The organism is Bacillus sp. EB01 (genome assembly GCF_000613125.1).
Lineage (GTDB): Bacteria > Bacillota > Bacilli > Bacillales > Cytobacillaceae > Bacillus_D.
Map to the genome: position 1 here is coordinate 3,308,052 of NZ_HG964497.1, position 24,113 is coordinate 3,332,164.

At 44.5% G+C, this 24,113-nt stretch carries 24 protein-coding genes; 17 read left to right on the plus strand and 7 right to left on the minus strand.

The features are described 5' to 3' along the window. The coding region (locus tag TY16_RS15105) for an ATP-binding protein (protein ID WP_043932686.1) at nt 1–312 on the plus strand (312 nt) is incomplete at its 5' end. Nucleotides 313–494: 182 nt separating this feature from the next. Here TY16_RS15105 and TY16_RS15110 read toward each other — a convergent pair. Then, nucleotides 495–968 (minus strand): GNAT family N-acetyltransferase, encoded by a 474-nt coding sequence (locus TY16_RS15110; RefSeq protein ID WP_043932687.1) that lies wholly within the window; start codon nt 966–968, stop codon nt 495–497. A gap of 148 nt (nt 969–1,116) precedes the next feature. On the opposite strand from TY16_RS15110, the gene TY16_RS15115 reads away from it, so the two are divergent. Further along, complete coding sequence (locus TY16_RS15115; RefSeq protein WP_043932688.1) at nt 1,117–1,428, plus strand: hypothetical protein; 312 nt, start codon at nt 1,117–1,119, stop codon at nt 1,426–1,428. Between the two features lie 61 nt (nt 1,429–1,489). On the opposite strand, the gene TY16_RS15120 is transcribed toward TY16_RS15115, so the two are convergent. After that, entirely contained in the window at nt 1,490–2,002 is a 513-nt protein-coding gene (locus TY16_RS15120; RefSeq protein ID WP_043932689.1) for a DUF3231 family protein, read from the minus strand. A 121-nt stretch (nt 2,003–2,123) separates the two neighbouring features. Then, nucleotides 2,124–2,861 carry a hypothetical protein gene (locus TY16_RS15125; protein WP_043932690.1) on the minus strand — a complete coding sequence of 246 codons (738 nt, stop codon included), beginning with the start codon at nt 2,859–2,861 and terminating at the stop codon, nt 2,124–2,126. A gap of 179 nt (nt 2,862–3,040) precedes the next feature. On the opposite strand from TY16_RS15125, the gene TY16_RS15130 reads away from it, so the two are divergent. Both TY16_RS15130 and selB read left to right on the plus strand, forming a co-directional pair. Beyond that, nucleotides 3,041–3,844, plus strand: coding sequence for a hypothetical protein (locus TY16_RS15130; RefSeq protein ID WP_043932691.1), 804 nt, complete (start codon nt 3,041–3,043; stop codon nt 3,842–3,844). 76 nt (nt 3,845–3,920) lie between these two features. Next, entirely contained in the window at nt 3,921–5,804 is a 1,884-nt protein-coding gene (selB, locus tag TY16_RS15135) for a selenocysteine-specific translation elongation factor (protein WP_081773002.1), read from the plus strand. 295 nt (nt 5,805–6,099) lie between these two features. On the opposite strand, the gene TY16_RS15140 is transcribed toward selB, so the two are convergent. Both TY16_RS15140 and TY16_RS15145 read right to left on the minus strand, forming a co-directional pair. Then, entirely contained in the window at nt 6,100–7,173 is a 1,074-nt protein-coding gene (locus tag TY16_RS15140) for an AI-2E family transporter (protein WP_043932692.1), read from the minus strand. 104 nt (nt 7,174–7,277) lie between these two features. Then, nucleotides 7,278–7,658 carry a DUF2512 family protein gene (locus TY16_RS15145; RefSeq protein ID WP_231505631.1) on the minus strand — a complete coding sequence of 127 codons (381 nt, stop codon included), beginning with the start codon at nt 7,656–7,658 and terminating at the stop codon, nt 7,278–7,280. Between the two features lie 157 nt (nt 7,659–7,815). On the opposite strand from TY16_RS15145, the gene iadA reads away from it, so the two are divergent. The 6 genes from iadA to TY16_RS15175 all read left to right on the plus strand — a co-directional run bounded on the left by iadA (nt 7,816) and on the right by TY16_RS15175 (nt 14,930). After that, nucleotides 7,816–9,012 (plus strand): beta-aspartyl-peptidase, encoded by a 1,197-nt coding sequence (gene iadA / locus TY16_RS15150; RefSeq protein ID WP_043932693.1) that lies wholly within the window; start codon nt 7,816–7,818, stop codon nt 9,010–9,012. 140 nt (nt 9,013–9,152) lie between these two features. Continuing rightward, a complete protein-coding gene (locus TY16_RS15155; protein WP_043932694.1) occupies nt 9,153–9,614 on the plus strand; it encodes a MarR family winged helix-turn-helix transcriptional regulator in 462 nt (153 codons plus the stop codon). A 4-nt stretch (nt 9,615–9,618) separates the two neighbouring features. Further along, entirely contained in the window at nt 9,619–12,759 is a 3,141-nt protein-coding gene (locus TY16_RS15160; protein WP_043932695.1) for an MMPL family transporter, read from the plus strand. A gap of 755 nt (nt 12,760–13,514) precedes the next feature. After that, entirely contained in the window at nt 13,515–13,718 is a 204-nt protein-coding gene (locus TY16_RS15165) for a hypothetical protein (RefSeq protein WP_043932696.1), read from the plus strand. 2 nt (nt 13,719–13,720) lie between these two features. Next, on the plus strand, nt 13,721–14,527 hold the full coding sequence (locus TY16_RS15170; RefSeq protein ID WP_043932697.1) for a nuclease-related domain-containing protein: 807 nt from the start codon (nt 13,721–13,723) through the stop codon (nt 14,525–14,527). 58 nt (nt 14,528–14,585) lie between these two features. Further along, a complete protein-coding gene (locus TY16_RS15175; protein WP_043932698.1) occupies nt 14,586–14,930 on the plus strand; it encodes a hypothetical protein in 345 nt (114 codons plus the stop codon). 156 nt (nt 14,931–15,086) lie between these two features. Here the strand turns inward: TY16_RS15175 and TY16_RS15180 are convergent, their stop codons facing one another. Further along, on the minus strand, nt 15,087–15,836 hold the full coding sequence (locus TY16_RS15180) for a TPM domain-containing protein (RefSeq protein ID WP_155922258.1): 750 nt from the start codon (nt 15,834–15,836) through the stop codon (nt 15,087–15,089). Further along, nucleotides 15,836–16,414, minus strand: a complete 579-nt coding sequence (locus TY16_RS15185) for a LemA family protein (protein ID WP_043932700.1) — start codon at nt 16,412–16,414, stop codon at nt 15,836–15,838. Before TY16_RS15185 ends, TY16_RS15180 begins: the two co-directional genes overlap by 1 nt. 262 nt (nt 16,415–16,676) lie before the next feature. On the opposite strand from TY16_RS15185, the gene TY16_RS15190 reads away from it, so the two are divergent. From TY16_RS15190 to TY16_RS15220, 7 genes are all read left to right on the plus strand, one after another. Then, a complete protein-coding gene (locus TY16_RS15190) occupies nt 16,677–17,315 on the plus strand; it encodes a DedA family protein (protein ID WP_052342753.1) in 639 nt (212 codons plus the stop codon). A gap of 160 nt (nt 17,316–17,475) precedes the next feature. Further along, nucleotides 17,476–18,264 (plus strand): SGNH/GDSL hydrolase family protein, encoded by a 789-nt coding sequence (locus TY16_RS15195; protein WP_043934770.1) that lies wholly within the window; start codon nt 17,476–17,478, stop codon nt 18,262–18,264. Continuing rightward, nucleotides 18,261–19,175 carry an ABC transporter ATP-binding protein gene (locus TY16_RS15200; RefSeq protein ID WP_043932701.1) on the plus strand — a complete coding sequence of 305 codons (915 nt, stop codon included), beginning with the start codon at nt 18,261–18,263 and terminating at the stop codon, nt 19,173–19,175. The genes TY16_RS15195 and TY16_RS15200 overlap by 4 nt, the downstream gene beginning before the upstream one ends. After that, nucleotides 19,168–20,148: an ABC transporter permease gene (locus TY16_RS15205; RefSeq protein WP_043932702.1), complete on the plus strand. Its 981-nt coding sequence runs from the start codon at nt 19,168–19,170 to the stop codon at nt 20,146–20,148. Before TY16_RS15200 ends, TY16_RS15205 begins: the two co-directional genes overlap by 8 nt. 83 nt (nt 20,149–20,231) lie before the next feature. Then, nucleotides 20,232–20,867: an FMN-dependent NADH-azoreductase gene (locus TY16_RS15210; RefSeq protein WP_043932703.1), complete on the plus strand. Its 636-nt coding sequence runs from the start codon at nt 20,232–20,234 to the stop codon at nt 20,865–20,867. A 663-nt stretch (nt 20,868–21,530) separates the two neighbouring features. Continuing rightward, nucleotides 21,531–22,835: a hypothetical protein gene (locus TY16_RS15215; RefSeq protein WP_043932704.1), complete on the plus strand. Its 1,305-nt coding sequence runs from the start codon at nt 21,531–21,533 to the stop codon at nt 22,833–22,835. Continuing rightward, nucleotides 22,832–24,052, plus strand: coding sequence for a hypothetical protein (locus tag TY16_RS15220; RefSeq protein WP_043932705.1), 1,221 nt, complete (start codon nt 22,832–22,834; stop codon nt 24,050–24,052). Before TY16_RS15215 ends, TY16_RS15220 begins: the two co-directional genes overlap by 4 nt. The last annotated feature ends 61 nt before the right edge of the window (nt 24,053–24,113 follow it).

Below are 24,113 nucleotides of genomic sequence, written 5' to 3' on the forward strand. Positions count from 1 at the left end.
ATGCCAGCTGGCGGAAACCTTACCATACGAGTAGAGCAGCCAAATCCCCTGGAAGTTCAAATCGATTTTATAGATGAAGGTGTTGGGATTCCAGAAGACATGCTCGAAAAGATAGGACAGCCTTTTTTTACATCAAAAACCGGAGGTCATGGCCTGGGCTTGATGATGTCCCGCCGTATCGTAGAGCAGCACAACGGCAAAATGGAAATTAAAAGCAAGCTCGGCGCCGGAACAACTTTTTCCTTAATTTTTCCAACAGGATCCCATGGAAAAGCGGCTCAGCAAGAAAACAAAGAGGTAATCGCAAAATAAGCAAAGGGTATCCCAGTACAAATTCGGGATACCCCTTTAATGCTTCAGGGATAGGAAAATGTCTTAGTAATGGGCTTACAAATTAGATGCTTTGGGATTAGCGGAAAATTCATTATAAAATTTAAAGAGCTGCTCCAAAAAGTCGTTATTCAACGATCTTCTGAAACAGCCTGGTAGTTAAGTTATTCCAGGTGAAATTCCTGAATAAGCTTGTTTTTTTCATTGGTAAACTCTTTATACTTTCCGTTTGTATAGCTTCCGATGACTTTTCTCCAAAAGGCTTGTGCCGGTTTGTTTTCATGGATTTGCGTAATCCGCCATGGACCCCGAAACTCTTCAAATAGTTTATGTGCCGCAACCTTTCCGTAGCCGCGCCCGGTATATTTTCGGATGATGTGAAACTCATCCACCTGGTTAGGGTTGCCATCATGCTCAGAGGAGACGAGTGCAAACCCGATTAATTCATCATCTTTTTTGATAAAAAAAGGATGTTTGTGAGAATTGGACCAATACTCCTTCAGATTAAAGTGTTTATACATTCCCGTTGCTTCAAGCTTGATTTCTGGCTTAAAGAATGCAAATTCATAAATATAGAATTGCATTAAATGGTGCAGAATCTCTTCCTCTAGTTTATCTACTAGTTTAATAGTTATCATTAAAATCCCCCCTCATAACTAGTTCTCTTTTTTCCATAAAACTCCTCTTGGTTTTAGCACGTGGTTTGACAAACGTAAAATCTGGCTAAGTATAGTATCAAACAGATAGTACAACATTCTGCTTCATACAAAGAGAGGAGACTTCCATATGAAAATAGTATATGGATTAATGGCAGACACAGGAAGCGGCAATGAACTCCTGCATGATTTAGGGGTCTGGGAAACTGAGGAAGCCGCAAGCGACTACTTAGCCAATTCATTGCCACATTCCACTGGGATCTGGGTTGAAAGAATAGAAATAAATGATGCATCCCCCGAGCAGATTGTACCGCTCACGGATGAAATGGTTGAATGCAGCCAGTGTGGGATTGAATACAGTTCCGATGACATTGTGATTATTGATGATGTCGAAGTTTGCCTTGAGTGTGAGCCAGTTTACAGGCAAAATTTGACTGGTTGAGGGAAAAAACGAAAAGGATGGCAAAGCGCCATCCTTTTTACATTTATGGATATAACGTTTTTTATTCTTCAAGAGGCTTCAACATATGAAGTGGAGGCGGGACCAGCCAGCCTTTGTCCTTGTTGAGCCTTAAGAAACGTCCGGCAAGCTGCATTTTGGAAGCGTGGAATTCGGCAAACATCATAGCGATATCTTCACGAATCGAGTTTCCTATCATTCCGCTGCAAGCTACAAGTCCAGCAGCGAGGTCGGCAGATGAAGCCATCGCAATTTCATTGTCCATCAAACGCGCGCCTGGAGGAATGGTTTCCAAATCGGCAAGCGGCCTTTCCGGCGGGGTTGGCGGCAGGGCGACACCATGCTCCTTAAGAATTTCTTCAACGCGTTTTTCATGCTGCTTGCAGGACTCAATATTTTCTTGCACCAGCTTCTTTAAATCCTCGTCCCCAATATGGTTGAGGAATGTTTGGTATCCAGCTGTCATAGCCTTGCTGCCAGCAACAAACGACCACATTCCATATACTTCTCCGTAGTGAAGCGGCTCTTTTTGCGGATTTCCACTTAAGATACCCATCTCGAATGTACACTTCCTTTTTAGTTTGTTTACACCAAGTATAGAATCCCTCAATTGGAAAAAATTATTCTTTGTATTGATGAGCCCTATAGAAAAAAACGCTGGAGGAAGGCTCCGGCGTTTAAGGGTTATTTGAATCAATAAAACTGATTAACTCTTCAAGGTTTGCTGATTGGAATACAGGCCCTTTCTGGTCAAACAGGATATAGCTAGGATCCGATTTTAAGTCGAGCTCAGGATAAATCAGCTTTACTTGTTTCACGGTTGGAAGGCTAAGAATCTCATTTACGTGTTGAATAATTTTTTTATTGTTTTCAAGCGGCGCTTTTTCATCCTGTGGGCCAACCGCCAGCATGGAGTAAGTATGGCGCTCTTGAGGGAGGAGTTGTGGATAAGCAAAGTCGGTGACAACTTCTTCAATTTCAACAGCACTGACTTTGAATACATAATCAGCATTTCCATTCTGGAAGTTCGCTTTTACGACAACTATATGTTCTCCTTCGGGCAATGCGGGAACGGCCAGCACACCTTCTGTTAATTCCTGTAGCTCTGTCTTGCCGGAAGCTTCATCAACAAATCCTGCCTTGAGGGACGTCGGCTCTTTGCTAAAAGTTAATTTAATGGAATCAGCCTCTGCGACCTCGACCGTTTTGCTTTTTTTCGCAAGTTCGGCCGGTTTTCCCTTATCGGCCTGATCTGTGTCGCCATCCTCCGCCCATGTATAGGTGCCTGTCACAGCATCAATCTGTAAGCTTCCTACAGAAAATTTGGCCTTTGGAAGGTTTTTTTCAAGGTTTGCATCCTGGCATCCAACTAGTAATGCTAGTGTTAAGCTTAGGATTATGGTCGTTTTTTTCATGGTTGTCTTCCCTTTTGTCATAGAGTGTGTTTGCTACTTTCCTTCACAATAGCATAAAAGTAGCACCGGATTCTGTCTTGTTTATGGAAGAATCGTGACATATACAGCAAAGATTTAACAGGCAGCAAGCAAAATCCTATATAATAATTGGAATGGAAGAAGTGTACGGAGGGGAAATCATGGATAAATTGATAGGCATTGATGCTGGAGGTACTTTGGTAAAAATTGTTTTTGATGAAGGGGGCCGCTTCCACTACCGAAAATCTGGCTATGAAGACGCTGAGTCTGTATTTCAGTGGCTAAAGCTTATGTCGCCAGGTGCCCGGATAGCTGTGACTGGAGGAAGGGGAGAATGGGTGAAGAAGAATTTCTTCCCTGAAGCTGAGATTATTTCGGAATTCCATGCTGTCAGCGAGGGAGCAGGCCATCTTTTCTCGCTGAAAAATAGCGAGGCACTTGGAACATTTTTATTAGTTAACGTGGGAACCGGTACATCCATTTTCCTCTCAGGTGATGGAAAGTGTGACCGCCTTGGCGGAACCGGTTTAGGCGGCGGCACTCTTGTCGGGCTTGGCCGGCTTCTTACTGGCAGTGCCGTTTTTTCTGAACTTGCCGAACTTGGCCTGGCGGGGGATAGAACAAATGCTGACGTGCTTGTTAAAGATATATACGGCGATGGCAATGAACCGCTGCTTGGTGAGATGACAGCTTCCAATTTTGCGAAAAATAATTCTGCCAGCAAGGAAGATCATGTCGCGGCTCTTTTCAACATGGTTGCAGAAAACATTTATCTGCTCGTTTCCCAGTTTGCGGCCGTCCATAAGATAAGAAAGGTTGTTTTTGCAGGGGGTGCTTTATCTGCAAATAGCCTGCTCAAAGAAAATCTCGGGCTGTATTTGGATATGGCCGGACTACAACCTGTTTTCCTGGAAAAAGGGGGATATTGTGGGGCAGTGGGAGCGATGTTGCTAAGCGAAAGATGAAGTCCAGCTTTTCGCCTTGAAGAAAACAGAAGTTTCATTCACAATAATAGATAGAACGATTGAAGAAGGTGCTGTTTTGGATAAAAGATTTTTCACAATTGGTATGGCCGGACACATCGACCATGGAAAAACATCGCTAACAAAGGCATTGACGAATGTCGATACCGATAGGCTAAAGGAAGAAAAAGAACGGCAAATTTCAATTGAATTGGGATTTGCACCGTTATATGAAGATAAAGAAATACAAATTTCCGTTATTGACGTCCCTGGCCACGAGCGGTTCATACGCCAGATGATTGCCGGTGTTGCCGGCATCGACCTTGTCGTGCTCGTAGTCGCAGCCGATGAGGGCGTTATGCCACAGACCAGGGAGCATCTCGATATCCTCGGATTTTTAGGAATCAGAAACGGAATCGTTGCGATTACAAAAATAGACCGCGTCGAAGAAGAATTCATCGATTTGGTCAAGGACGATATTCTTGGTGAACTTGAAGGAACTGTTTTTGAGGAAGCGCCGTTTGTTCTGGTTGACAGCCTTTCGAAAAAAGGCATCGAAGAGTTGAAACAGCTAGTCATAACAACCTTGAAAGAACAGGAAATGCGCGACGCCAGGGGAGCGTTCCGCTTGCCAATCGACCAGGTATTTACCGTAAAGGGCCAAGGTACAGTTGTGCGCGGCACCGTCTATGAAGGGACGGTTGAAGAAGGACAGGCCTTGAAAATCATGCCGAAGGGAACTGAGGTCAGGGCGAGGCAAATGCAAGTCCACCACAAACAGGCAGCCAAAGCCTATGCTGGACAACGCGTCGCCATCAATCTTTCAAACGTTGCAAAAGATGATTTGGAACGCGGCGATGTCCTCGTATCTTCCGAACACTTTATCGTCTCAAAGACGCTTGATGTGGCACTCAAGGTCGTCGAGGACCTCGACTACCTCGTCAAGCAGCGTATGCCGATTAAGCTTCATATCGGAACGGCCGAGGTAATGGGCCGAATCGTCTTTTTCGACAGAAACGAGCTGAAGGAAGAATCGGATGAAATCTTATGCCAGCTTCGGCTTGAAGAAGAAGTATTGACCAAACGCGGCGACCGCTTTATTCTAAGGCGCCCCAGCCCGCAGGAAACAATCGGCGGCGGCTGGGTCATCGATCCGCGCGGCAATAAGTACCGCTTTGGCAATGAAACGATCGATGAGCTTGAGAAGAAGAAGGTCGGCAATCCGAAAGAGCGTATTACTGCTGCACTCTATGAAGCGAAAAGCCTCGATTTTAACGAGTTGGTTAAGCAGACCGCTCTTGACGATGAAACACTGTCTGAGGAGTTGAAGGATGAGGCCTTCCTGCTCTTCAACGGCAAGGAATATACAATGCGGACCATCATCCATTCAATTGAAGAGGATATGTATGACCGCCTCCAGAGCTATCACGCCGAGCATTCCATGAAACAGGGACTGAATAAGGCCGAGCTTCTGCAGACGATGATTCGCTCCTTCCCTCGAAACTTACTAGACTTTACCGTAGAACTCGGAATCAAACAGGGAACGTTTGCGAGAAAGGGCCAATTTGTTTCACTATCCGGTTTCGAGCCGCACGTGCCGAAAAGCTGGCAGAAGCGCGCAGAGTCCATCGTGGAGAATATGAAAAAAGACGGCCTGCAGTCACGTTATCTGGCAGACTATTTTTCAAGCGCTGGCATTCCAGACACTCTCTCCGCCGATCTGAAGCGGTTCCTGGAAGAAACAGGACAAATTGTTCCGCTGGACGATCAGTATTACTACCATGGCGAGGTCTTCAAAAATGCGGTAAGTACACTTAAGTCGGAAACAGGCTCCGAGTTTGAAGTCGGTGACGCCAAAACCGCACTTGGCCTATCGCGGAAGTACATGATACCGTTTTTGGAAAGACTCGATTCAATCGGCTTGACCAAACGGGTAGAAAACAAACGAATCTGGCAAAAATAGCATTAAGCCCGTCCTGGATTTTTTGGACGGGCTTTTTATAGTAGCTGGAATTAGTTGTTTTTGGATTTGGATCGCCTCTATGTGCCCGAAAGGAATCGAGAAACGATAAATAGGTAACATAGGAGCATCTCTATGTGCCCGAACCGAGTTGAGAAGCGATAAACAGGTAACATAGGAGCATCTCTATGTGCTCGAACCAAGTCTAGAAACGATAAAAGGGTAACATAGAGCCGTTCTCAGTGTCCGAACTGAGTTCGGAATTAATAACAAACTATTTTTTTCACGTCCAGGTTACCTAGATGGCCTTTTTGATTTTCTTCAGGTTGAAGAATTCCCTTATATTGTTGAAAGTTACTTTGACCACTGCGAAAACAGGAATGGCGATCAGGATGCCGATAAATCCATAGACGGAACCGGCAATTAGCAGTACGAATATGACTGTGAGCGGATGTAGATCAAGTTTTTTGCCCATTACTTTAGGTGTTATCAGGTTACCTTCCAGCTGCTGGACGACGAACATGACCAGAAGGACCTTGACTACCATTGAGGGGCTGTCCATCAGAGCAATGAAAACAGCTGGGATGATGCCGAGTATTGGGCCAATAAACGGGACGACGGCGACGCTCATTGCAAAAAGTGCGAGAAGGAGAGCGTTGCCCAGGCCAATCATCAAATAGCCAGCGTAAAGCAGGATGCCATCAGCAACTGCAATGATAAATTGGCCGACAATGTAGGATGAAAGGGTATTGTCGATGTCCTTGAGAATTGTCCTGCCCTCTTCCTGACGGTCATTAGGAATAATCCGCAGCAAAGCTGGCTGTAGGCGCTCCCCGTCCCTAAGGAGGTAAAAGACGATAAATGGCACGACAGCAAGGACAGTAACAATTCCGGTCAGGGAAGCGACTACCTTGCCAATATTCTTTTCGGCAGCCTTGAAAAACATCCCGGAAAAGCTATCTGCCTGGCTTTTGATTTTGTCGACAGATTCTTTCGCTTTCGGGCTGTCTTCAACCATTTTCTTTGATTCGTCGGTCAGCTCTTGGACTTTTGATGGGAAGTTACTGCTTATCTGCTTAACCTGTCCGGCGATGGATGGCCCTGCAAAGTGGACAAATGCGTATCCCAGCCCAAAAAGAATCAGAAACACTGCCAAAATGCTTGGAGTTCTCGGCATATATCTGGACAGCAGGCGGACGGATGGACGGAGAATATAGTAAAGAAAACCTGAAAGCAGAAGCGGGAAAAAGACACTGGCGATAAGTTTTTGGAAGGGCCAGACGAAATAATCGATTTTCCCTAAAAGCAAGATGATGATTAATAAAAGAATTATGGCTGTTGCATATCTAAAAAATGGTTTATTGATCCACATTGGCAATCCTCCGGAATTTCTTTCTTACCTGAATGTTCCCTCTTTCAATCCATCTGTAAACAATAAAAGCTGCCCCTTTAAAAAGAGGCAGCGTTGTTGTGCTTTTAAACTTCGGTGTTTCCAGAGTGGCCAGTTGTAAGGTGCCCTTCTTTAGCAAGCCACTTATGATAAAACCATTCACCGGCTGCGACAATCAGGGAAGCAAGAAATGCCTCGCCAGCCGCTTCGTTATATCCCAACAGGGCAAGTCCAGCCCAGACAACAAGAAAGCTGATGACAAAGTCACCAATTGTTGCTGCAACATTTCCCATTCTCGGGAGGACGACCATATCGCCAGTAAAGTAAGCTATTAAGGTTAGTACGATTGCAATTAGCGTAGAATCCAGGAACGAAACATCGTTCAACATTGATAATACAATCCACATGACGGCGAGAATCATTGCTGCCTTGATTGCAAGTGCTTTAGCGTGATTCACATTTTCCACTGCTGTTTCCTCCTTTGAAGTTTAGTCCTAGTTAATTTATCCATTTATCGGAAACTTAAACCGGACCCCGTTTTGAAGTCTGTTAATGGGAGGTTTTGTCGAATTAATTTTGGGTACATAATCCATTAATTAACAGTTAAGGCAGGGGATACAAGGAATGTTGACTCTGATAAAAAATGGGCTTGTCTATGCTCCCGATTTTTTAGGGAAGAAAGATATATTGGTTGTTCGAGATAAGATTGGTTTCATAGATGAAGAGATAGCGGTACCTGAAGGCTTTGTTGAAATTGACGTAGTAGATGCTGCGGGAAAATATATATTTCCAGGTTTCATAGATTCACATGTACATATCATGGGTGCCGGCGGGGAAGGGGGCTTCAGGCTAAGAACTCCTGAATTAATGGTCACTGATGCTACAGTTGCGGGAATAACGACTGTCGTTGGGGTTATCGGCGATGATTCAACCACGCGGTCAATGGCCAGCCTGCTTGGCAAAGCAAATGCGCTGGAGGAAGAAGGACTGAGCACCTACATTCATACAGGATCCTATCAGGTTCCGGTGCGGACTCTGATGGGGAAAATTGAAGATGACATCATTCTGGTAGCGAAAATCATTGGAGTTGGGGAAATAGCGATTGCGGATGAACGGTCATCCCAGCCTACTGTAGAGGATATTTCGAAAATTGCAGCAGCAGCAATGACTGGCGGAAAGATGATTGGCAAGGCGGGAATTTTGAATATCCATGTTGGCACTGGTCCGGATAAACTATCTTTGATTAACCAGGTAATCGACAAAACCAATATCCCAATCACCCAGTTTCAGGTTACCCATGTTAACCGAAACCGTGAGCTTTTTGAGGAAGCAAAGGACTACGCCCGTAAAGGCGGTTATATTGATTTTACAACGAGCACGGATTATAAATCTCTCAAAACGACTGAAATTAAATGTTCTAAGGGGCTGAAGGAGGTAGTAGATGAAGGAGTCCCTCTCGAAAACGTTACATTCACTTCGGACGGCATGATTTCGCTGCCCACTTATGATGAGGAAGGCAACCAGAATGGGTATAAGCTCGGACTTCAAAAGTATCTGTATGAGGAAGTGAAGGATGCGATTCTCGAGGAAGATGTACCAATCGAGAAAGCACTCCGGGTTATTACAGCCAATCCAGCTGACATCCTTCAGCTGAAAACGAAGGGATACATCGAGAAGGGGCGTGATGCGGACCTTGTTATTGTGGACCCGCATACACTCGAGATTCAAGATGTCTTCGCAAAAGGACGGAAGATGATGGAGAAAGGCAAACCGATTGTTTTTAGCACGTTCGAAAGAGAACGAATGAATAAGAAGTTTTAACAAACAAGCTGTCCCCGTTGGGCAGCTTTTTGTTTTTAAAAAATTCTTTTTTGCCAGATTGACATTTTTGGGCTGAGTGAATATAGTTATACAGGTGAATAGTTAAACAGTTTAACTACTTTTAAAGGAGGTGCTTCCAATTGGATCAAAAAGCGCTTAAGGAACTGATTGACCGCTATATCGCAGTTTCGTTTTCAGTTAGTAAGAAGGCTGAAATGATGATAAAGAGTGAAATTGGCAGTGACCTGACACAGGATCAGCATTATACACTTAGATACATCCGCCAAAGAGGCGAATGCACTTCTTCTGAGCTTGCCGAAATCTTTGGTGTTAACAAAAGTGCAATCACGGCAATTATCACTCGGCTTACTGATAAAGGACTTGTAAAGCGGACCCGCAATGAAGAGGACAGAAGGGTAATTTATCTTACCTTGACTGAAGAAGGTGTTAAGCTTTTTGAAGAAACTGAGCAGCGTATTTACAGTCTCGTTGAATCGTTCATAACTAAATTCGATCGGGAAGAAATTCGGGCATTTATTAATACGTATGAAAAATTATCCGGGATATTGACAGAGATGGAAAGTAATCACCTGGGGGAGTAATAACATGAAACATATACTTAAATTTAAATGGCTGGTCATGGCAGCATGGGTTGCGATTATTGCTGTTCTTGTTATGGTTGCACCGAACATGGAGGAACTTGTCCGTGAAAAAGGGCAGATATCCGTTCCAGATGGATATTCCTCCACACTGGCACAAGAGATTTTAAGCGAAGCCCAGAAAGAGGATTCAGCAGGTAATGAATCTCAGGTAGCGCTTGTTTTCCATAGTGATAAAAAGCTTACAGACAGTGATTTTGCTGAAGCCGAGAAGGGTGTAAACGCACTCGAGGCACAAAAGGAAAAGCTTGGGATTACAGAAGTAATGTCCCACTTCAATGAAAGTTCTCTTAAGGACCAGCTCGTTTCCAAGGATGGCATGACCATTCTTGTCTCAGTCAAGGTTGATATGGCTGGCCGCGAAGCAAAAGAGGTTACAAATGGCCTTTATGAAGCACTTGATGGTGTGAAATTGGATCACTATTATACGTCAAGCTGGATGGTTGCCGATGACCTGGTCACGAATTCACAGGAAGGCTTGAAAAAGACAGAGGGGATTACAGTTGTGTTCATCCTGGTCGTGTTATTACTTGTTTTCCGTTCAGTGATGGCACCGGTCATTCCGCTAATTGCGGTAGGATTAAGTTATCTCACCTCTCAATCGATTGTTGCGATTCTTGTAGATAAGGTGGATTTCCCGCTGTCGACATTTACGCAGATATTTCTAGTCGCCGTCCTGTTCGGGATTGGTACTGACTATTGCATTTTACTGATGAGCCGTTTTAAAGAAGAAATGCAGAATCACGAATCTATTGGGGACGCCGTTGTTGCAACGTATCGAACAGCAGGGAAAACTGTATTCTTCAGTGCACTTGCCGTTATGGTAGGGTTTGCTTCTATCGGTTTCTCTGAATTTGTTTTGTACCAGTCTGCTGCTGCAGTAGCGGTCGGTGTCGGTGTACTGATGCTCGCGCTTGTGACAGTCGTTCCGTTTTTCATGGCGGTATTTGGACGTAAGCTGTTCTGGCCTGCTAAAGGTACGCTCGAACATAAGGATAGCGGGCTTTGGAAGGTTGTCGGTTCGTTCGCGCTGGCACGTCCATTGATTGCGCTGCTGATTGTTTTGGCCGTATCACTTCCGTTTTTGTTCACGTATGAAGGGGAGCTTTCCTTCAATTCTCTAGAGGAAATTGGCGACGAGTTCAATTCGATCAAAGCATTCGATATCATTTCCGATGGTTTTGGCCCTGGCGAATCGATGCCATCCCAAATTGTCATTAAGAATGATGAACCGCTTGATAAGCCCGAATATTTGGCGGTAGCTGAAAAAATCAGTGAAGAAATTGCCAAGGTTGACAATGTAAAAACGGTACGCTCGGTCACGCGCCCGACTGGTGAACCCATTGATGAGTTGTACGTTTCTGGCCAGGCCAAGACACTGAGTGAAGGCCTAGGCGAAGGAAATGACGGCATCAAGCAAATCAGCGGCGGTTTGTCTGAGGCAGAAGAAAAGCTTTCTGCTTCAGCACCGAAGCTTAAAGAGACTTCAGATGGTATCTCTGAACTGATTAAGGGTACGAATGAATTAAAGAGCAATATGGGAGTGGTCCAGACTAATCTTGCGAAAATTGAAGATGGGATCAGGGCGGGGTCGGCTGGATCTGAGCAGATCCGCAGCGGCCTTGCTGAAGCGAAGGCAAGCTCTGAAAAAATGCTGGCTGAATATAAGAGATTGCTAGAGGGATATAAGTCCCTTTCGTCAGGCGTTGGGGAGCTGCATAAGGGCTACCAGGGGGTCGCTGGAGGCCTGCAGGATGTTGAGGGCTTACTAGTTGCTGCAAACAATAATATGTCTGAGCTTGAGAAAAACCCGGCTGCAATGGGGGCACTGGCTGATAAGAACTATGCTGATTTGAAAACCAATGTACTGACCGCATTAGGTTATATAAATGATCCAGAACGCGGCTTGAAATCAGGATTGAACCAATTGAACAGTGAGTTTGCAAAGGTCCAGGGTGGAATCTCTGAGGCGAATGCTGGCCTCATACAGCTGATTGACGGTGAAGAAAAACTTATTGGCGGCATGGAGCAGCTGATTGAAGGCATTTCCAAGCAGCAGGCTGGACTCGATCAACTGGCAAATGGCCAGGGACAAATTGTCGGAAACCTTCCGAAATTTACTGGCGGATTGACCAGCATTAACAATGGACAGCAGCAGCTTTTGAACGGTTTTGAACAAATCGGTGGCCAGCTTGGCGAACTGACAGATGGCTTGGAACAGGGGACCGATGGTTTAAATCAGGTTGCCGACGGGCTTGAGGATGCACAGGGATATTTGAATGAGGTTGCAGCCAACGAGCGGAATGGCTTCTATGTACCTGAGGAAGCACTTGCTAGCGGCGAGTTTGACGAAGCATTGGATGCCTATATGAATTCAGACCGCAAAGTGATGACGATGGATGTTGTCTTTGAGATTAATCCATATTCCAATGACGCTATTAATTCTGTTGAACCATTGGAACAAGCGGTAGAGCGCGCGGTTAAGGACACCGGCCTTGAGAATGCCGATGTTGCTATAGGCGGCGTAACGAGTATGCATAATGATTTGAATATAATCTCCGCACAGGATTATTCCCGAACTGTAATCTTTATGCTAAGCGGCATTTTCCTGATCCTGATGATTTTGTTCCGATCAATCATCATGCCGATCTATTTGATTGGTTCACTGATTTTGACCTATTACACATCAATGGCAATTTCCGAATCCATCTTCGTTAACGTGCTTGGATACTCCGGTATCAGCTGGGCGGTTCCGTTCTTCGCATTCGTTATTCTGATTGCGCTTGGAATCGACTACAGCATCTTCCTGATGGACCGTTTTAATGAGTTCAAGGCCATGCGCGTTGAAGACGCAATTTTGGAGGCAATGAAAAAGATGGGGACAGTCATCATTTCCGCTGCCGTCATCCTGGGCGGAACCTTTGCCGCGATGATGCCATCGGGAGTTCTTTCTCTGCTTCAGATTGCGACAATCCTTTTAATTGGCTTGATTCTATATGCACTGTTTATATTGCCTTTGTTTGTACCGGTAATGGTCAAAATGTTTGGCAAAGCCAACTGGTGGCCGTTTATGGGCAAAGAGAATTAATAGAGTAGAAGTTTTTGCCGCCGCGCCAGGTACTGGGTGCGGCGGTTTTTGATAGGGTGGGGTTACGTCCACTTGGTGGTTTGTTGTGGTTGGTTCTAGTTGTGTCGGACTTTGTGGTAATTTCCGATATATCGGTGGGAAGGGGATAAATAATTGTGAACAAGGGATATAAAAGTGAAAAACCAGGGGATAAAGGTGCGACAGTAACCGATATAAAAATTGGGACTACGTCGTAACGCTATTACGGATCCGGAGAGCGGGAATTTGCTTATAACCGGCTTTTCATTCACTTGGTAGTGGTAATGGGTTCGGGATATGTGTCGGATTTGTGGTAATTTCCTATATATCGGTGGGAAAGGGATAAATAATTGTGAACAAGGGATAAAAACGTGAAAAACCAGGGGATAAAGTTGTGACAGTGACCGATATAAATATTGGTCTAAGTCGAAACGCTAGTACGGATCCGGAGAGCGGGGATTTGCTTTTTATAACCGGCTTTTCATTCACTTGGTAGTGGTAATGGGATCGGGATATGTGTCGGATTTGTGGTAATTTCCGATATATCGGTGAGAAGGGGATAAAAAATTGTGAACAAGGGATAAAAACGTGAATAACCAGGGGATAAAGTTGTGACAGTGACCGATATAATTTTAATCCCTAAAAAATATGTCTAATTTTGTAACAATTCAAGCTAATTGTGGCAGGTGTTTGGGCTGTCAATATAGAAATTAATCTTCAAAAAAGGAGGTGTGAATATGGTTGTTCTGGAAAGAGCGGTTCCAATGATTGTGTTAATGTTAACAGCTTTATTAAGAAGAATTTCACCTACGCACCATAAGAGAAGTGAGATTGAAGAGGCTCTTAGAACACATTTGGCAGGTTATAATGGGGAGAAAGCAGTAGACTTTTTCCTTAATTATCTCAAAGAAGGGAGGTATATCATTAAGGGATTAGATTAAAAGTGAATGGGGTTTATTTTCAAATTGATACTCTCCTCGTGAGTCCTTACTTCGCTTTAAACCTTGAAATAAAGAATTGGGCAGGAGAAATTTCATTTAAAAAAAATTTCTGCCAAGTTACTCAAGAGAAAGATGGTAAAATAAATACCTATGCCAACCCGATATCTCAAGCCAAGCTTCAAGTTATTCAGTTGAAGGAATGGTGTAAACAAAACCATTTTGTACATATTCCAATTGATTTTCTTGTAGTAATGAGCAATTCGAATACAAGACTTAAATCTGACCCTGGCTACACTGAAGCCTTTCAAAAGGTAATTCATTCAATTCGTTTAAACGAAAAAGTTGAAGAGATTGAGAAAAGGTACAAGCAGCTTGTTTTTGATGAGTTTAACTTAAAGAAACTGAAAGAAAAAGTGCTTGCTGAACATACTCCACAATGGCCGAATGTCCTCAAAATGTTTTCGCTCACTCATCAAGATATACCATCTGGTGTACAATGCCCGTTTTGTAATCATATCCCCATGAACAAATGCCATCGAAAATGGTTTTGCAATTCATGTAAAAACTTTTCAAAAGAAGCCTACAAGCAGGCAGTAGAAGATTACTTCCTACTTATTTCTGCGCAAATTACTAATCAACAGGCAAGAAAATTTCTGCAAGTCCGAGATAACAAAATGATGTATTTAATTCTCAATGCCATGAACCTCCCATTCATCGGCACCAAGAAAGGCCGCATCTACCAACATCCCTCTTACATCCCACTTACACTCCCTGACAAAAACCAATCTGTAATGCCCCAAAAAGGTTAGAAATCCCAACATAGTGGTAAATGTACATCATAGAAGAAGTGGAATAGGAGCTGAGAGAATGCTGGACAAGCAAATGTTTTTTGTCGATATTAAAACAGGAGAGATTACAAAAGAGCCGACCGCAGAAAATACGTTCACGATAATGGCAAATGAGGACGAGATCCAGGATTTGAGAGAACTGTTTGAGGAGAATTACAAGGCGGACTTAAAAGGGTATGCAAGAACGCATAAACCTGCTCAGGAATACCATACCTTCTCGGAAAACGAAAATGCCGAATACGATTCTACGATGGAGACGATTTACGCAATGATCTACCGGTTTGGCGATGCCGAAGCACGCCAGCACATCAGGGAAATGGGAATCCTGAAAGAGCAGGATTACGACAACGAGAATTTTCAGTAATTAACATACAGCACCATATTCGAAAAAACGAAACCCACTACCACACCACGAAAACGGGCTGCCTATTGATGGCAGCCCGTTTTTCGGCTTTCTTGATATTGTTCATTCATTCAAATCAAAGGGCTGCCCAACGAACTGGACAGCCCACCATTAAACTTACCACCCACGGCTGGCACCGCCTCCACCGGACGAGCCTCCACCGCCGCCAATCGAGCCGCCGCCTCCACCGCCTCCACGTCCGATCATCGACAGGATTAGGAAGGTGAAGGTGCCTCGGAAAAACACCATATCAAGGATAATTAAACCAGCAACGATCAAAATGAACAGCCAGTTAGGAATGCCAGTATCCTGGCCCTGACCGACAGCATTTGGCTGCGGTATCGGATTACCGCTCGCATCAAAGCCGCTCATTACTTCATTGCCGAGCGCCTGATACGTATTAATCACCGCTTCATTGGGGCGGCCAGCCTGAAGGGAAGGAATCGCATACGAATTCAGGATTCTTCCGGCTTTCCCATCCGGAATGATTCCTTCAAGGCCGTAACCAACCTCGATCCGAATTCGCTTTTCCTGTAAAGCGAGCACCAGCAGGACACCATTATCCTCGCCAGCCTGGCCAAGCTTGTATGTTCTGAACGCCTCGTTCGCATATCCTTCAATATCGCGGTCGCCAATTGTATCGACTGTCAGGACCGCAACTTGGGCTCCAGCCGCACCACTTTGAATTTGCCTGCCCCAGCCGCGAATCTGCTGCTCTTCGGCCTGGCTGAGGATTTCGGCAAAATCCTGGACATAAATATCTCCACGTGGTGACGGAATATCCCCAGCAGCTGCAAACACATTCGCGCTTCCAACCAGGAGAAGGACTAGCAGCGCAAAAACGCTTGCGGCCTTCCAGCGTTTCATTATCCGTTGCCTCCGAAGTCAACCTCAGGTGCTTCCTGGGAACGAGGGTCGGCGCGGAAATATTCCTTCTCATCAAAACCGGTAATTCCGGCGACAATTGCACCAGGGAACTGCTTTACCTTTTTATTGTAAACAGCAACCACGTCATTGTAATCCTTTCTGGCAACCGCAATCCTGTTCTCGGTTCCAGCCAACTCATCCATCAGCTGCCGGAACTGAGCGTCCGCCTTCAGGTTCGGATAATTTTCCACAACAACGAGGAGGCGGCTAAGTGCACCCGAAAGCTCGGCGTTCGCTGTCGCTTCTTCCTCTGGGCTGCGAGCTCCCGCCAGCCTCGCACGGGCATCAGAAATTGCTTGGATTGTTTCCTTCTCATGAGCCGCATAACCTTTAACCGTATTTACCAAATTCGGTATTAAATCCAGTCGCCGCTGCAGCTGGTTCTCGATTTGTGCATAGGATTGGTCAACATTTTCCTCAGCATTGACAAACCCGTTGTAACTCGATGCGAGCATAATGCCAAGTACGACAATGATGCCGATGATGACCAGCCCAACTCCCATAAATCCTTTTTTCATTCATGCCACTCCTAACACAGTTGGTATATACGTCTATCTTCCCTCTGAAACTGGTGAATTAAACACACACCTGACGCTTCTTGTTGCCAATGCCAACTTTCACGCCTATACTGGCAATGCCGAGCATATAATGTACAAGTTAGTCCTGTCCATCTTACCACCAGCAAGAAATTTTTTCCATTGCCAAATAAACAACCGAACACTATAGTTGAACTGTTGTCCTAAAGACAAAATTGTCTAATTTTGGAGGGGGAAAGGACTTGTGCAGCACGCAGTATCTTTCATGAATGAATACGGCTATATGTTCCTATTCATTTCAATGGCACTAGGAATGATTATCCTGCCTGTTCCTTTAGAAGCCCTTCTCGGTTATTCCGGCTATTTATCCTATACAGGGGAACTTCAGTGGCTGGCAACCATCGCAATCGCCACTATCGGGACATTCACCGGAATGATCGCAAATTACTGGATCGGAAAAAAGCTTGGCTATGAATTCATAGCTAAATACGGCCATTATGTATACATTAAAATCTCAACCATTGAAAAAATCGCAAAATGGTTTAACAAATACGGAAACAAACTATTAATCTTGATTTTCTTTATACCCGGAGCAAGGCATGCCATCGGCTTCTTCGCCGGCATTACCAAATTCCCGCCCAAGCTTTATTGCATATGCACCGCTACCGGCGCATTCATATGGTCATCAGCCTACATTTTAATAGGCAACCTCGCCGGCCCAGGCTGGGAACTCTATAATGAAGAAATTAAGAAATTTATGCTCAGCACCAGCATAGTCTTGCTAATCCTGTTGGCCGCAGCATACCTCGCAGGTAAATCAAGCACCCGAATCTCCGGATGGGGCTGGAGACTGCGACGCAAATTAATGAACCTAATAAGATAGAAACGGCTTCCGAAACTTCGGAAAGCCTTTTTTTTTGAAAAATTGGCCGACGAGGCAAAAAAACCATCTCAAACCAATCGCCACCAAGCTTCCGCAGTTTGAATCACCTTCCTTCTATGGTTAAATTAAAATAGGAAGTTTTTAGAAAGGAATGGTTTTCTTGGGAAAACGGACGGTATGGATTTGGACTGTAGCTTCAGCACTATTTCTGGTGCTATGGTTCGGCGGTCTCGTATGGGCAGTTGCCGATTATTATGGAGCCAGCGGAAAGTCATTGGTTCAGGAACCAACAGAAAAAGCCCCTGCGAAGGATGTGGACGGGCTTCAGGTCGTGGCAATGGGTGACTCTCTAACGAGGGGGACTGGAGATGCAGCAGGAAGAGGCTATGTTGGATATTTAATTGACAGTTTGAATGAGCGCTCGGATAAGGATGTAAAGCTTGTAAACCTTGGAATCAATGGCCAGCGCTCAAAACAGCTTGCCGAGCAGGTAAAGCAGGCTGAAGTCCAGCGGCAGCTGTCACAGGCCGATATTGTCCTGATTACAATTGGCGGCAATGATTTGTTTCGAGGCGGACAGGGTCTTGTGGATTTTGATTCGGGGAACCCTGAAAAAATCCAGAAGGACTACCTGGCCAATGTAAAATCAATTCTCACGCAAATTAGAACGGCAAATAAGGATGCGACCGTCTTTTTTATCGGACTGTACAATCCGTTTATAGAGTTTGAGGAAGGCAAGCAAATGTCAGCGATTGTCCGGGGCTGGAACTTTGCAACTGCCGAGCTTGCAGCGCAGTTTGATAAGGTTGTTTTTGTGCCAACTTTTGACTTGTTTGAATTAAATGTAAATGATTATTTGTATACTGATAAATTCCACCCGAACACAGAAGGATATAAGCTGATTGCCGAGCGTGTTGCGGCGCTAGTCACGTGGGAGGGGGAAAAATGATGGATACAGTGACACTTTCAGTCAAAGATTTGAAAAAGAGAATCGGTAAAAAGGAAATCATAAAGGGAATTTCATTTGAACTGCACAAAGGGGAAGTTTTCGGTTTTCTCGGCCCGAATGGAGCCGGGAAAACAACCACAATCCGGATGCTTGTTGGTCTGATTAAGCCGACATCGGGTGCTATTTCGGTATGCGGCTATGATATCCAGAAGGATTTTTCAAAGGCAATGCGTAATTTGGGCTGTATCGTCGAAAATCCCGAGCTTTACTCGTATCTTTCCGGTTATGATAATCTTGCCCATTTTGCAAGAATGCTCGATGGAATCGGTGAAAAAAGGATAGCTGAGGTTACCGAGCTTGTCGGTCTTAAAGAACGGATTTATGACAAGGTTAAAACTTACTCACTTGGAATGCGCCAGCGGTTAGGGATTGCACAGGCACTTCTCGGAAGTCCAAGTGTACTCATATTGGACGAGCCGACGAATGGCCTTGATCCTGCGGGAATCCGCGAGATGCGGCAATTTATTCGCTTTCTAGCAGAACAGGAAGGATTGAGTGTCCTTGTCTCAAGCCATCTATTGAGTGAAATTCAGTTGCTCTGTGACCGTGTCGCCATCATTTCCAAAGGCTCAGTTATCAAGACCGATTCAGTTGATGTCCTGCTTGGAAACCGTGAACGGATTGTCTGGAGGCTTTCACCGCTTGAGGAAGGGAAAAGAATCCTTGGCGGCTTAACGGAAATCGAGATTCGGGATGATGGAGCTATTTTAACCGAATATAGTGCTGAAAAAGCAGCGGATTGGAATCGGAAGCTTGTCCAGTCTGGTGTTGAGGTTTCGGAAATGAACCGGAAAATGCCTGTGCTTGAGGACCTGTTCCTTGAGCTGACCGGGGGTGACACAATTGATTGAGCTTGTCTATAACGAAATGCTCAAGCTTCTTGCCAAGAGAAGGCTGCTGATAATTGCCGCCATCATCGGAATCCTCGTCGCAATGTTCACCTATGCCCAGATGAAAGAGGTTGAAACACAGCGCGAACGGATGGGGACGACAGACTGGAAGACCATCCTTCAGCAGCAAATTATAGATATTCAAAACAGGCTGTCCTCAAACCGATTAAGCGAGGAATGGAAAAGTGAGCTGCAAATCAGGCTTCAGCAGCAGCAATACTATCTTGACCATGATATCAATCCGTCCGAACCGGGTGCTCCAACCTTCATGAGGATGTTCATTGAAAACTCAATTGACTTGTTTCTGCCGCTGATGGTCATGGTCATCGCCAGCGACCTTGTTTCTTCTGAACATAGCCAGGGCTCGATTAAGCTGCTGCTGACAAGGCCGGTACGGCGATGGCGTGTGCTGCTCAGCAAGTACATCACCCTTTGCCTATCAGTGTCAATGATTGTAGCGTTCATGGGTATCCTGTCATATGTTATTTCCGGCACTGTATTCGGTTTCGGCGGCTGGAAGGCACCGGTCCTGACTGGTTTTACGGCATCGGGCTCGACGCTTGATACATCGGGTGTAAAGCTTATTGATCAATGGCAATATTTATTAATGGAGTTTGGCCTTGTCTGGTTTGTGGCAATCGTGGTCGGGACGCTTTCTTTCATGCTGTCAGTGCTGATCAGAAGCACTGCTGCCGGAATGGGTATCATGCTGGCAGCCCTAATTTCCGGAGCGATTTTGAGCAATATGGTTTCTTCATGGGAATCGGCCAAGTACTTTTTTATGGTGAATCTGCGCCTGACTGATTATATGAATGGGACAGCCCCGCCGATAGAAGGAATGACGCTATCGTTCTCGCTTGGTGTTTTGCTTGCATGGTGGGCCGCCGCTCTATTTGTATCGTTTTATGTGTTTATGAATAAGGATGTGTATTGAATCTCCTACCATTCAATGTTTATCATTCAAAATTTGAGGAATGATAACCAGGTCAGAACTTATTTGAAGGGTAGGTATAGCAAATGGCACAGGTTTTATACATCACGGCACATCCACATGACGATACCGTATCATACAGTATGGCGGTCGGAAAAGCATTCATCGAACAGTACAGAGAAGCGAATCCTAATGATGAAGTGATTTATCTCGACTTGTATAAGGAAGACATTCCGCAAATCGATGTAGACGTATTCAGCGGCTGGGGTAAACTTCAATCAGGTTCGTCATTTGACGAATTGTCTGAAGAAGAAAAACGAAAAGTCACAAGGCTCGGTGAACTATCTGATCAGTTTGTCGCAGCAGACAAATATGTATTTGTCACACCACTCTGGAACTTCTCTTTCCCGCCTGTCATGAAGGCGTATATTGATTCTATTTGCGTAGCAGGCAAAACGTTCAAATACACCGAACAAGGACCAATCGGGCTCCTTGGCGATAAAAAGGCACTGCATATCCAGGCCCGGGGCGGAGTGTATTCCGAAGGACCTGCTGCGGCTCTGGAAATGGGACACCGCTACATTGGGATCATCATGCAATTCTTTGGAATCAATAACTTTGAAGGTTTATTTGTCGAAGGACACAACCAATATCCTGACAGGGCAGAAGAAATTAAACAAGACGCTATCAACCGTGCGAAAGACCTGGCAAGGACATTTTAAGCGTTTAAATTAAAACCCATCCCCATCTGTTGCAGAAGGGGATGGATTTTTATATGGTCGATTTTTTTCACTACAGAAAGCTTAATTCAATCACCCCTTACGTGAACGAAAGCTTAGGACACGTTTTAAAAAATACAGGACAGATTTAACGAAATACAGGACATTTCCCGAAAAATACAGGTCATTTCCCAAACTTTTCAGGACAGTTTTTCAATTTTTCAGGACAAACTCTATTTCACCTCACTAAACCGAGTACACCCGACCGAGCAGACTTAATAAAAGTCGTACAATTTTACAGTCCGTGAATCAGGACACATTTTAAAAAATACAGGACAGATTTTATGAAATAAAGGACATTTCCCGAATAATACAGGACATTTCCCAAACGATTCAGGACAGTTTTTTAGTTTTTCAGGACAAACTCTATTCCTCCCCGATAAACTGAGTACACCCAAGAGAAGAGAGCAACTATTCAAAAGCTTAATTACTAGTAAGAGGGTTCGGCAGTCCAACCACGCTGCAAACTCGATTAAATTAACCTACTCCTCTTGAAAGATGGAACTAGTTATAAATATAAGATAGTTCTATCGTCCTTTCCAAAACCACTCTGTATTAATATGGTATAATTTTTTCAAAATAGTGTTGCATTGGGAGTTGGTAGGAGTGGCGGATGAACTGCTCGTTCCGCAAGTGATTCTGGACGGGAAAATATTAAAACAAGCGGGCAACACAAAGCGTGTCCCGTGGTCATTATCTTCAGATACCATTACATACTCAGTAAAAAAAGAAGTGGAATGTCTGTCACTACTTAATCAAAAGTCAGGTACAATCGTTGTCTGGCAGGAAATCGACAGCCGCTTTTCGCAGTTTGAAATGTATCAAATTCAGCAGGAGCTGGAAAAGTTGATCCATCCATTTTTTCCGGATGAATGGGAAGTTGAGGCTGTTACGCCAAGGGCAGGCATAAACGGAACGGATCCGAGTGATGTAAGCAGAATCGTGCATACCATTTCCAAGCGATATCCGTTCGAGATAGTCGCACAACTACCCGGAATTGGGCATGGAAAACTGTATGACTTGGTCTTCCGGGAAGGGATTAGGCAGTCTGAAAACCGTTATGCCGCAGTATTTTTTGCAAACGGGGAAGCTGTGGTGGAAAAAGCTGAAATCGTTCCGCTTGCTTCCGATTGGCTGGGAGAATTTCAGTCATTCATTATGGATCATGACTATATGGCTGCATATGAGCTTCTTGATGAATTGGAGGATTCGGTTGAAAAACAGGCGGCGGCATCCCTGTTAAGGCTGATGATTCATCGGATGAATTTCGATTTTGAGGACGCACGCATCGCGCTGGATGAGGCGAGGTCGATTGCAGGCGAAACTGAGCTTTTTATTGAAACAGACGTTATATTAAAAAATTTGCTATCCAAAGATGCAGCGATTCGTGATTTGGCGAGAATTATGGAGTTGTATCGCCATCTGGAAATGTATCTGGACCTTGATGATATGGTTTCGTTCCTGATTCGATTTTATCGGGCGCGTGAGGCGATACTTCTATATTTAATTGAGCATAAACAGATAGAGGGCTTAGGCTTCAAGAAGGAGACCTATTCATCCATTTACCAGTTGATCGAAAAAATTGAAGAAATGTATGATAAGCGGGAAATTAATAGCCATTTCGGGGCTTATTTTTACTTGAAGAGCTTGAATGTCGCAAAACTTCTGCAGGGGAGAAATCAGAGTTTCATTGGCCATGGCAGGAGCGGCATTGACAATGATGTTGCCTGGCAGTCGTATTTCGGGACATCGAGGACAACCCTTTCCCGGGCCAAGAAGAGGTTCTTGATGGATTCAAACATCATGCTAAGGGAATTCGGGCTTGAAATGGATAATAATGTAGAAAAGATTAATTTGGCTTTGCTGCAGTTAAGCGAGAAATTGACCGGGAAGGGTGCTGTTTCGCTATGAAAAATTTACGAATCGTTTTAAGTGATCATCCAAATCCCAGGCTTCCTTCCGCAGCGAGCAACACGGAAACATGGTTACTGCAGCCAGCGGAGATAAAAGCTGGCACGACTGGCAGAATTCCTATTCCCAAATTCAAATCGGTCCACGAGGCACGGCACTGGACTGAAAACTTTGCTGATTTGATAACAACTAATTTTGAAACTATTGAGATACATACTGACTTTTATTCCGACAAGGTTCTTGCCTATATGCTCACGTTAAAGGTAGTGCAGAGGTTTCCAAACAGAACAGCATTGAATCCTTCTTTTTCAAAAAAGAAAGATGGTAACGCAGCGAAAGAGATGAACGTTTATCACCATTTACATCAGCTAGTTGAATCAGGAAATTTCCGGGCAGCCAAAAAACTTGCGTCAAACCGGTTCCAAAACCGTAAAATTGTCCAGTTGCTTGACTTGGCACAGGGATTGCGTCAGTTTGATTTTACATCCCATGAGCTGAAAACAGAAAGCTACTGGAATAATCTCAGCGAAACTCTTGCTGAAATAGATCCCAAAGAAGCAAAAAGCGAAACTGCTTTTATAACAGAGTTCAGGAAGGTGGCAAGAAGGGACCAGCGTGCATTTATTGCCTTTCTCCACAACTATGCGGAACTGCTTTATAAGGATAATAACTTAATAGATTTTGTGGTTCTATATTACCGGCTTGCAGAGGAGACGCTCCTGTATGCACTGGGATGGGATATTAATTGGGCGGTATACGAAGATCACAAGCAGTTCATAATCCGAAAAGGGGCCACCTATTTTCTTAAGATACCAGCAAATGAAAGGCTTTCAAAACATTTTCATCGGTATATGAGGGTACTAGAGAATGAAATTTACCGTCTTAATGGCCGCCCCGGAGTCATGATTCGCCCTGGCGCCTCCATTGGTATCGAAAAGCTTACTGGAAGGGATGAATTTTTTGCGAGGGTATATCTTTTCTTTAAAGATCCAGCCTTTAGCAAGTTCCTCGACCTTCGTCACCAAGGGGTCAGCGGTCATGGTTTTGTAGATTTTAACAAAGCTGACTTTGAAGCAATTCTAGGACAGGCACCTCTTGAAAAAATGAATCCAATTCTTGTGGAGCTCAACCTTATGCCGGGCTACTCAATTTTTGAGCTGATTTCAAAAGCAGCTCTCGCTTTGGCATCTGAGGAAGTTGGGCAGCGGGTACCATGATCGTATGAAGTGCAGTCCAGGCAATGGGCTGCACATTTTTTTAAAAATAATAGTTTGCTTG